Annotated in this window: 6 protein-coding genes and 1 pseudogene; 2 read left to right on the top strand and 5 right to left on the bottom strand. The window is 48.1% G+C overall.

Features of this window, described 5'->3' with window-relative positions; genetic code table 11:
• Window positions 1–1,078, bottom strand: a pseudogene (locus QUA38_RS24210) (hypothetical protein); the annotation flags it as partial.
• A gap of 706 nt (window positions 1,079–1,784) precedes the next feature.
• Here QUA38_RS24210 and QUA38_RS24215 point away from each other — a divergent pair.
• Entirely contained in the window at window positions 1,785–2,294 is a 510-nt protein-coding gene (locus tag QUA38_RS24215) for a phycobiliprotein lyase (RefSeq protein WP_333166412.1), read from the top strand.
• Between the two features lie 128 nt (window positions 2,295–2,422).
• Here QUA38_RS24215 and QUA38_RS24220 read toward each other — a convergent pair whose 3' ends face one another.
• The 4 genes from QUA38_RS24220 to QUA38_RS24235 all read right to left on the bottom strand — a co-directional run bounded on the left by QUA38_RS24220 (window position 2,423) and on the right by QUA38_RS24235 (window position 8,260).
• A complete protein-coding gene (locus QUA38_RS24220; protein ID WP_333166415.1) occupies window positions 2,423–3,169 on the bottom strand; it encodes a hypothetical protein in 747 nt (248 codons plus the stop codon).
• Between the two features lie 77 nt (window positions 3,170–3,246).
• A complete protein-coding gene (locus tag QUA38_RS24225) occupies window positions 3,247–5,778 on the bottom strand; it encodes a DUF3769 domain-containing protein (protein WP_333166418.1) in 2,532 nt (843 codons plus the stop codon).
• 307 nt (window positions 5,779–6,085) lie between these two features.
• A complete protein-coding gene (locus QUA38_RS24230; RefSeq protein ID WP_039887172.1) occupies window positions 6,086–6,202 on the bottom strand; it encodes a photosystem II reaction center protein I in 117 nt (38 codons plus the stop codon).
• Between the two features lie 78 nt (window positions 6,203–6,280).
• The gene (locus QUA38_RS24235; protein ID WP_333166420.1) at window positions 6,281–8,260 is read right to left on the bottom strand and encodes a hypothetical protein; all 1,980 of its coding nucleotides are present in this window, start codon (window positions 8,258–8,260) and stop codon (window positions 6,281–6,283) included.
• Between the two features lie 182 nt (window positions 8,261–8,442).
• On the opposite strand from QUA38_RS24235, the gene QUA38_RS24240 reads away from it, so the two are divergent.
• On the top strand, window positions 8,443–10,638 hold a 2,196-nt coding region (locus tag QUA38_RS24240; RefSeq protein ID WP_445305099.1), incomplete at its 3' end, for an alpha-mannosidase.

The raw sequence follows: 10,638 nt of genomic DNA on the forward strand, positions 1-10,638 counted from the left end.
AAGTGAAAAGTTGCTTTCTTTCTGACAAACTCCAGACTTGAACAGTTCCGTCGTAACTGCCGGAAATTATTTGTTCGGCGTCGGGAGTCACTGCTACACTTTTTACCCAGTCTGCATGACCCGTAAGAGTAAAAAGTTCTTTTCCGGTTTCTAGGTTCCAGACTTTAATGCTGTTGTCTCCCGACCCGGAAATTAACCGTTTGCTATCAGGACTTACGGCTACGGACTGGACAAAACTGCTGTGACCTTTGAAGTTAAAAATTACTTCCCTACTTGTCAAATCCCAAACTTTAATACTGCCATCCCAAGAACCAGAGATTACTCGCTTGCCGTCGGGAGTTACTGCTACTGCTTCTACCGCAAAAGTATCGCCTGCAAAAGTAAATATTTCTTGTCCAGTTTCTAAATCCCAAATTTTAATCGTATTGTCCCAAGAACCGGAAATGACTTTAGTGCCGTCGGGCGTGACAGCTACAGCATTGACGTAGGTAAGATGACCTTTGAGGGTGGAAAGTTCTTGTCCTGTTTCTAAGTGCCAAATTTTGAGAGTGTGATCGGAGGACGCAGAAATTGCCCGCTTGCCGTCGGGGGTGATTGCTACAGCTTGTACCCAGTCTGTATGTCCGGTGAGGGTACGCAACAATCTCCCGCCGGGAGGAGTAAAGCTGGGCGTTAGCGGTCGCAGCCAGGGGGTTGTTTGGTGTTTTGCCTGTGCTAGCAGTGCTAGAATTTCTGGACTTTCAAAGCGCATCAAGCGGGCTATTAGTTGGGTGGCTAGTTGGCTTTGATCTGTGGCTAGAATGTGGGCAGACAGGCGAATTGCTTCTTGGATTAATTTGAGTTGGTTGGCTTTTTGGTCTGAGATAATAATATCGGGACTTGTTGCTAAATCATAATCTTCTATTAGCGCCTGTACTCCCGATGCTGACAGCTTGGCTTTAATAAAATTGTAATCTATTAGTAAGCTGTATAATTTTTCGGAGTCTGAAGTCGCTGCTAGCTGACTTGGCAGGATTCCCAGGTAGTGCGTCTGTTCTGCAGGCTGCATTTTATCCAGCCCTTGTGTAAACTCGCTCATAAATTTACGGATGTGTTTTTTAAATGTATACGATCGCTAGCTGCACCCTACCGAAAAGCCGATCGAGGATCTTTTCTCTTGACTTAGCATGACATATTTGAATGCTATGTGCTACGGGCTTGCTGTCCTCGGTTTGGTGATGGTTGGATGAATTGCTGGTTTTTTAGTCGAAGTCTGCTTTGAGAATTTTCAAGCAGTGCGATTACAATAAATCGCCACCAATATCATTCGACTCAGCAACGCCCAATTTACCTATCAATCGATAAAAGCTCACATATATCGTTTTTTTTCTTAACATAGCTGGTATTTCGGCGAGGGTGGTCGATAGATCCACACTGTCAAAGCTAAAAAATTTCAGGTATCGCAATCCTATTTAATGTGCGAAAAAGACTTTTTATAACGAAATATGAGGGCGGATGCTCTAATTTTCTGTCAAGTCGGCCGCATCAGCGAGGCAGATGTCCCCCTGGTTGGGTTTCGTACCTCAACGGCATCTGCAATCTGTTTCACCCAAAGCTCTCAGAAAGCTTTGCAGGTGCGCCCCCTTCCTCTAAAATATAAAAAAGGACTTGCACTCTTAAACCGGGTTTCTAGACAAAATCATTGGTTTGACCGCTAGGTACGCAGGAAGAAATCGGGTTTCTGACTCCATAGCGGGCAAGTCACGATCGCAAATAAAGCAGTATTGACTTTAGAGACAAATTTCATGGATGTTATCGAGTTTTTCGAGTTAAGTGTAGGCAAATGGTTTTCCCAGCGTACCGTACACAATCTCAATTCTGGCGAATTGCAGGCGGGTAAATCCGACCTCAAAATAGAAATACTGACAGCTAGCGATGCAGCAGTCGTCAAACTTTGCCAACAACACTCGATTAACCCGGCTTCAACTGGGCTAAAGGGCGTTCGGATTAGTTGGGACGGTATTCCCGATCGCGACAAAGCTAAACAAATCGGTTCTACAATATTAGCGATCGTACCAAATCCCGACAATCCCAGCGAAGGCAAAGTGTTGCAAGACAAGGGTAACGGCCGCTACGTGATGGGCGACGACGTGCTGACATTGATTACAGAATCAGACACCCTCCATGCCGAAGAAAGGCTGTGGTATCTCATGCCCAACCTGCGGCTGCGGACTAGCATTGTTAAGCAAGCTAACGGTACCGAACAAGCATCTTTTTGTTCGGAGATTCGGATGGGAGGAAGTCCGAAAACTTAACTCTCACAAACAACTATGTAATTCCCAAATATTACACCACTTCCAAAAAAAAATGCAACTGTAGGCAGATCCCAATCACGATCTTCATCAGTCATTCCTAATTCTTTAATCAAAAATCGAAGATGATATTACACCCTATTTCTGCTTTCTCCCTTCTTTCTTCTGCCTTCTCGGGCAATCGCTTTTAACTTGGTATGAAAATCAGTGTGTTTGACAACTGGAAATGATTTTGCCACAGGTTTGTCCGCTAATTTGTGCTCAGCTTCGGCTCGATCGGCGAGGGTGGTAACAGCCACATCTTCATATACTACAAATTCTGTATTTTCTTTTGTGAGATCGTCGGCGGCAGGTAATTTTCCTGTTTCCTCTGCCTCTGTGTTTGGGACTTCTGCATGAAGCCCCACATCAAGTTGCACCCCTGACGGCCCACGCAAATCTAACTCTGCGGCAGTTACTTCCGATTCCTGGTTTGATAAAAGTATATCTTCCGGTGACAGTTGAGCAGCACTTTCCCCGGTTAAATTTTGAGGAAAATTATTGCATACCAAGCGTTCAAACTCGCGATTGAAATGATAGAGAGGTTGACCTATCCGATGCCACATACTCAATAGCTGTCCCACAGACACAGCCTTGTAGCGGCCTTGATAAAGCGCTTCAACCACTGCTAAACGCAGCCAATAGCCGGGATACTTGGTCAGCCATTCACCCGCCAATTTCTCGGCTTTTTTGCCACCTAGGTCAAAACCGTAGTGAACCAGCAGAGCCGCTGCTTGTGCAGATATTGCCGTCACTTCTGTCATTTGTTGTCTGTTGACTGTTGACTGTTGACTGTTACTGTTGACTGTTATCTGTTGACTGTTGTCTTTTGGTTCCAATTACCCAATTACCAATTCCCCATTACCTATTACCAATTCCCCATTACCTATTACCAATTCCCAATGAGCTAATTGAATTAATCGGATAAACGCACGCCTCCTTCTACAGTTCGCGCGTCCCCGGAAAAAGGTTCGGGAGTCCCATTCCAGTTGAAGTCGCTAACTCTAAAAGTCAGGCTGCCGACTTGACGCTCAGGATTAAAACGCAAAATGATTGCGTAGCTGCGGCGACTATATTCTAAAGTGTAATTCGTACTGATTGTTTCCCCGCTTTCTAAATTAATAGCACTTTGAAATCCAACTCTAAACCCTCCGTAAACTTGCTGGACAAGCCCAAAAGACAGGACTCTCAAATCTACTAAGCGATCGAATAAAAACGGCGATATACCGTCCCGTCCCACCTGGGTATAAGTCACGTTAAACCCAGTGTAATCGAGGAAAGGGCGGGAGAAATGACCGAACTGCCCTTGAATGCCGACGCTGCCAGCGAGGGAATTTTGTCTGTCGCCACTGCTGTAATAAGTACCAACTCCCCGGACTCCCAAGGCCAGTTGCAAGAAAGGAACCACCGGCGTCCGCGTATACCTCAAACCCTGGGTGGGAGTGCGGGGCAGCGGTTCGCCCTCCCACAGGTTGAAGCCGCGGCTTAAGGCAAAGCTGAGTTGGGAACGGCCCAGATCGATGCGGTTGTTTTCCCGCACTGGTTCGAGCAAGTCTGCTCGATCGGTGTCAGCATTGATAAATTGATACCCAGCTTGGTAGCTGAGATTGATGCCAGTGCCTCCGAGTTGGATGACTGGAGAAGTGAGGACTGCCCCGATACTGCTCTGCACGGTTTGATAGCCCAGAGAACCGTTAAACAGTCGATCGCGATAACTGTATTCTGCTGCCAGAGTGTGAGTGCCGATCAACTGTCGCAGGCGCAAATTCCCCCGAAAGCTATCTTCCGGCAAATTGGGGAAATCTTCAAAACTCAGAAATATTGCCGATCCGTCCAGGCTGGTGCGCGGGCCCAGACTAGCGCGTAACCTCGCTTTCAGCCCGTAACTGTCGGGAGAAAACGGATTACCGCCGTTCTCTGCCACGACCCGCTGCAGGTAAATTTGGGGCGTCAGGGTCAGCCGCACCGGCCCGTTTTGCAACACCTCAAAACCGCACTCGGCATACAAACCGCCTCTGTCCCCCCCGTCGTAGCCAAAGGTCAAACACGGGCCGTTCTGCTGCCGGCTGTCAAACACTTGCCTGCGTGGATACACGGGTATTTTCACTCGGTTGTCGAACACCAAGCGGGGTTTAGTTGTGACTAATTCCTCTGCCGTGGGCGAAATCCTTCTAATCGTCGCCCTCCGGGCCCTGTATTCAAATTCCGGCGGGGAAAACGGGTCGTTAGTAAGCCGAATGTTTGTTGCTACCCTCGCGCCGTCTGGCAGCAGTTCGATGCGTTCTGCTTCAAAGCGGACGCGGTTGACCGCACCAGTAACTTGGGGGGCTGCTAGCTGTCCACCGCCACCGATAGTCACTGTAGCAGCGCCGGAGGATTTGACTCCGCGCAGGGGCTGCTGGCTGGTAATTCGATCGCTCAGCGGCTGTTCGAGAATCGTCCCGGCACTAATATCTGTAGGCAGTGTGGGAGTCAATTCGCTACCTGCTGCTGGCAGGAAAATTTCGCCGCTGGCTTGTTCGACTGCGCCGCTGTTGAGGCCGAGATTGAACTCCATCCGCTGGCCGCGCACTACTTGTTGGCCGCGGGTATAGGCGACATTGCCGGATGCTACCACTTGGCGGGTGACTAAGTTGACGATCGCTCGATCGGCATCAATTACAGTTTGTCGGAACCGCACAACGACATTACCAACCGCCGTGACAATTTGCTGCTTGTCGTCGAATTCTTGGCTGTCAGCCTTAACTTCAATAGTATCGGCCGGAGTCACCGGAAAAGGCACAGTCCGCCCTGCTGGGGGGGTGCGGACTCCCGGCGGGGCGGCTGGTTTAGGCTTCGGTGTCGGCGCTGGGGAGGTTCTGGGTGCGGGGGCAGTTCCTGGTGCGGGAATGTCGAACTGCTGTTGCCCGCTGGGTGCTGGTTCTGGCGCGGGTTCTGGAACGGGAATCTCCGCAGGTTCGGGAGAGTTATCTTCTAACTGCCGGCCTTGGGCCTGATACCAACTTTCCTGCTTTCGGACAAGATTCCTCTCCTGTTGTTTCTGTGCCTCTGCGGTTCGTTTCCGATTGCGAATGGCAATGGCATTTTCTACCGAACCCAACTGGTAAGCAGTAAACGAGGAATCTTTCGGAGTTTCCGCAGTTTCGGGTTCTCCCACAGGAGGCCGACGCTGAAATCCTACCACTGCGTCGCCGCGTTCCACTTCCGCTAGGGGGTCGGCGATTTCTGGAGGCTGGTCGGTGGCTGGGGTAGTGCCGAGGAGTGTGGCTGCGGGTGCTGCTGGGGCCGGTGTGGGTTCTGGCTGAACGATATCTGGGCTTGGTTCCGGTATTTCTGCGGGGTTGCTGCGGGTGTCTCCATCGCCGGCCGCCACAGTGAGGGCGACTTTTTTTGGCTTGGCGATGTAGATGATGGCAGAGGGTTCTGGCGGCGGTACCGGATAGGGCATAGTTACAACAGGTAAGTCATCCGATTTTAGATTTTAGATTTTAGATTTTAGATTTTAGATTTTATAGGCTGCAAATTATTGAATAATTTGCATCTAGAAGGCAACTGTTTAAACATTAATCTGATCTCTAAAATTCCCCGTGGCTTTGGAGCGCCGGAATAGGGCTGCTTTCAGAAGTTGCTTCCGCCACAAGATAACCTCGCTGCTGGTGCGAGGTCAAGTTTTTTTCGACTAATTTTTGCGGGTTTGCGGGCTTGCTGGGGGGCTGCGGTGGCGTGCCCCCCAGCAAGCGGCAGAGATAACTTGTTTATTCCATGTCTCTGCGGTTGGGGTTCCGGGCTGGGTCATTGGACAAAAATCCAAAGATGAACAGGGAAACAAAAAATAAAACAACTACATTAACTACGATTTTGAGGGTTAGCACTGTGGGAGTCTCCAAAGATGGCATAATACTGAGCTGATTTGCTGCTGTTGCGGCAACTTTTTTATCATAAGCTAAAGATTAGTCAATTTTCTCTTTGCTTTTGAGGATTTTTGGCAAGTTGATTTTTGCCCAATTCCAGAGTTGCTCCGCGATGTTTTCTAGCCGCAGCATAACTCGATCGAGCCATTCGAGCACTTGTTCTAGCGGGTGCTTAATATATCCCATCGATTCTGCTTTTGTTTCTAAGTATTCGCCATCGGGTGGGACGCCTGCGCTGGGATTTTTGGGTTCTGCTACGGCGGGGGTTGCGGCGGTGTATCTGCTAGTTTGCGCGGTGATTGCTGCTGGGGATTGGTTGTTTTGTGAGGTGTTCGGGTTTGTATTTTTTGGCACTTGGATTTCCTGTGCGCCCCCTGGGGTTGATTCTGCTGCGAGTGCAGAGCTATTTTTTTGAGTAACTACTAAATCAGATGCTGTTTGGGGTTGACTTGTTGGGCTTTTTGCGACGAGCAAGCTCTGTTTTAGCTGCCCCAGCAGGCGGTTAAGTGCTTCGGGGTAAGGGGATATGGAGACTGATGTCGATCGACCTTCTGCCAATTCACCTAATTCTGCCATCTTTTCCTTGACTTTTGGGCTAGCTTGTGCTGCTATGCTTTTAGCTGCTCCCTGGGGTTCGGAACTGTCGTCGATTAAATGCTGCGGTGCTGCTTCCCCGAATAAGTCTTGCCAGTTCAGCCACGGTCGATCGACCTCTGGGCTGTTTTGTGTGTTTTCTTGTTCTTGTCGCTGTTTCAAATAATACTGAATTGCGACCGATTTCTCGGTATTATCACTTGCTGCCGTTTCTTTGCCCAAAAGGTGGTCTACTGACGACCAAATCATTTGTTCGATGTTGCGAGCGTATTTTTCGAGGATGTCGCGGGCGGACAAATCTACATTGGCGTCTGTGCCGGATGTATTAATCTTGACTCCGGGGGCTTCTGTGGGGGCGGCGATTGTTTTTACCGCTGGTGGCAGGGTTAATTCTTCGAGGTTGACGGCGGCGCGATCGAGTAATGTAACAAAGGAGAGAGGACTAGGGGGTCGATCGAACTTGCTGTTAAAATTAGTTTCTAGTTTTGGGGTATTCTGGTCGATCAAATTCGATGCCGCAATTGACTGCTGTGCGGTTTTTGCTTCAATCTGCGCGCGGGCTGTTTGGACTAGGATGGCATTGCGGTCGATCGATTTTTTAACTGCGAGGATTGATTCTCCAAACTGATTTCTTTTGAGAGCAACCGGACTCGTCTGAAGCCATGCCATCAATTCCCAAAAACGACGTACCGGCGGCAACTGCGCTTTTTTGGCTGCTGACTCCAAACCGAGATTAAATTTTAATTCTTTTTGGGTAATTTCCTGCCGTTCGGGCCCGCAGTTTGCTACTTCCCAAGTTATGCGACCTTCGAGCAGTTCTTGCTGTTCGGGTGTCAAAATATCTAATATCTGATTTTCTTTTCCGACCAATACTAAAGTGCGGGCTGGGATAAAACTGGCAATTCCCTCAACTTTCGGTTGCGGTTTTAATTCCGTTTTAACCAGCGGGTGTTCTAAGACGGAAGTTGTTTGATGCTTTGTGATTTGTCCGCTAAAATTGATTGCCGGATGTAAATCGCTAGCAGCATTTCCCTGATTAATTAACAGCGGGAAGCTGGCTAAAGTTTTCGCGGTTTGCGACGAGTTTAGTAAATTTTCGGCGAGGTGCAAAATTTCGGCGATCGAACTTTCCTCGGAAGTTTCCCCCTGATACCAATTTTGTTGCAAATCGGGGTTTTCGTCGCCGCTAAATTCTTGCAGTTCCGGTAAATCTACTTTTTGGCTTGATTCCCGCAACTGTCGGCCCAGCATTCGGGAACTTTGCACCAGCAAATAAGCTGGATAAAGCAGAATTTGGGTGGCGGTGAGAGTTGCTTCTTTAATTTGACGCCAAGTTCGATCGCAATTGTCGGCAACTTGGCGGGACTGTTTCGATATAAAATTTAATAGTCGGCTTTGGTAGGGGCCGTAGTAACCGTTGGACATAAGTTTTATTATTGAATTCAGATTTTTGATTCGCGCCGGAATTGCTGAATATTGCTGTAAAATCAAAGCGAGATCTTAATCGCAGCTTCAAACCCTCTGAAACCTTTATTTCTTCGCGTCCTTTGCGTCTTCGCGGTTCAATCCGATCTTTGATTAATACACAATTCCTATTTTAGCGAAATATGAGCGCTTCTGTGTCACCTGCTAGCAACAATATTTCTGCCACTGTCGAGAAGTTGCGCCGCCTCAGCCAAGTGGAGGTTCAGTCTGGTTGGAGGTACTGCGATTCTGACTCGGCTGTCTCTTCGGTAAATATTTGTAACAGCCCTGTTGCTGAACTTAACAGCAAAGGACATATTGCTTGGCCATCTGGGAAGCAAGTTTTGTATTTAGGCCAGCAATTTGTAATTCCTGACAATTTGTACGGCTATCCTGTGGTTGGTTTGCGGTTGCTGCTGAGTTTGACTTGGTGGGCAGAAGATGCTCAAATTTTTGTCAACGGCGAGTTAGTCGGACAGGGAGATTTATTTGATTTTGCCGATCAAGTTTTGTTGAGTTCGTCGGCAAATCCCGGAGATGAATTTTTAGTGATTTTGCGGTTGGTAAGTCCGGGTCACGATAGCGGTGCTTTAGTGCGATCGATTTGTTTGTATCAAGCTGCTGACTCTTGTTGTTTCGATCCGGGTTTTGTGGCTGCCGAATTAGAGATTTTGCAAAATTCGCTAAGTCGAAATTTAGAAAATGTAAATTCCCAATACCTCTCCACTGAAACAATAGCAAATAGCCCCATGTTTGTCAAGGGGGAAACGCTGAAATCTGAGATTGATTTGGCGATGGATTTGATTGATTGGTCGGCGGTGGGCGATCGCGAAAATTTCGATCGCTCGCTGTCTGTTTTGCGGCACAATTTACTGGGATATCTGCGGGCTTTTTCTGGGGATTTAGATGAGGGAACTGCAGAGGATGCAGAGGCCGCAGAGGGAGGAAGAAAAAATGAGGTTTTTGAGGTTGGAGAAAATAGCAATTCTACATCTATATATATAGGAGAAAGCGGCGGGCTGACATCTATATATACAGGTAAAATATATTTGGTGGGTCACGCTCATTTAGACTTAGCTTGGCTGTGGCCTGTGCCGGAAACTTGGGAAGTGGCAGAGCGAACTTTTGAGTCAGTATTGAAATTACAATCGGAGTTTCCCGATTTGATTTTCTGCCATTCAACTCCGGCGCTTTATGCTTGGATGGAAGAACATCGGCCGGACTTATTTGCTGCGATTAAAAAACAGGTGGCGGCGGGTTGCTGGGAAGTTGTCGGGGGGATGTGGGTAGAACCGGATTTAAACTTGATTTCCGCTGAATCAATGGTGCGGCAAGTTTTTTACGGACAGCGTTACGCAAAAGAAAAATTTGGGGAATTGATGCGGGTAGCTTGGCTACCGGATACTTTCGGTTTTGGGTGGCAATTACCTCAGATTTTGCGGCAAGGTGGAGTTGATTATTTTGTGACGCAAAAGTTGCGTTGGAACGATACAACGGAATTTCCCCACGGTGCATTTTGGTGGAAAGGGTTGGACGGTACTAAAATTTTTAGTATGATGTCTCCTCCAATTGGCGAAAGTATAGAATCTGTGAAAATGGCAAGTTATGCTTTTGACTGGCAAGTTAAGACTGGTTTGCAAGATGCTCTTTGGTTGCCTGGGGTTGGCGACCACGGTGGTGGCCCGACTCGTGATATGTTGGAGGTGGCGAAACGCTGGAAAATGTCGCCTTTTTTCCCGAAGTTGGAGTTTGCGAAAGCGGTTGATTATTTGTCTTTGATTGAGAGTCAGTTTTTGCCTGAAGTTGCGACAACTAGGCCAGAAAGCGATGTTTCAGAATCGGACAATCAGGAGAAGTTGGGGGCGCTAGAATTTTCAAACTTGTCGGCAATGAAGGATGCAAATCCTCCCATCTCACAACTCCAAACTCTTCCCGTTTGGAAAGACGAACTTTATTTAGAATTCCACCGGGGTTGCTACACGACTCGCGCCGACCAAAAACGCCAAAACCGTCGCTGCGAAGAATTGCTCTACCAAGCGGAGTTGCTGTCTTCGCTGGCAACGATTTGTAGTGGTGCGGTTTATCCGAAATCTGAGTTAGAATCAGCTTGGAAACAAATTTTGTTTAACCAGTTTCACGATATTTTGCCCGGTTCTGCGATCGCCCAAGTTTATGCGGATGCTAATCTAGCCTTTGCCGAGGTCGATCGCGCTTGTCGCGAAATCCTGCTAAAATCTTTGGATGCAATCTCGGCTCAAATTGCTCTGCCGAATCCTCCGCAGCCCGACGCTCAACCGATTTTGATTTTCAATACTCTCAATTGGTCGCGCTCTGAGGTT

Origin of the sequence: Microcoleus sp. Pol12B4, from assembly GCF_036701385.1 — a bacterium.
Classification (GTDB): domain Bacteria; phylum Cyanobacteriota; class Cyanobacteriia; order Cyanobacteriales; family Microcoleaceae; genus Microcoleus.

Excerpts from the sequence above, each read along its gene's own strand:
- QUA38_RS24215 (WP_333166412.1), top strand. The coding sequence starts at position 1,785 with ATGGATGTTATCGAGTTTTTCGAGTTAAGTGTAGGCAAATGGTTTTCC.
- QUA38_RS24225 (WP_333166418.1), bottom strand. The coding sequence starts at position 5,778 with ATGCCCTATCCGGTACCGCCGCCAGAACCCTCTGCCATCATCTACATC.
- QUA38_RS24235 (WP_333166420.1), bottom strand. The coding sequence starts at position 8,260 with ATGTCCAACGGTTACTACGGCCCCTACCAAAGCCGACTATTAAATTTT.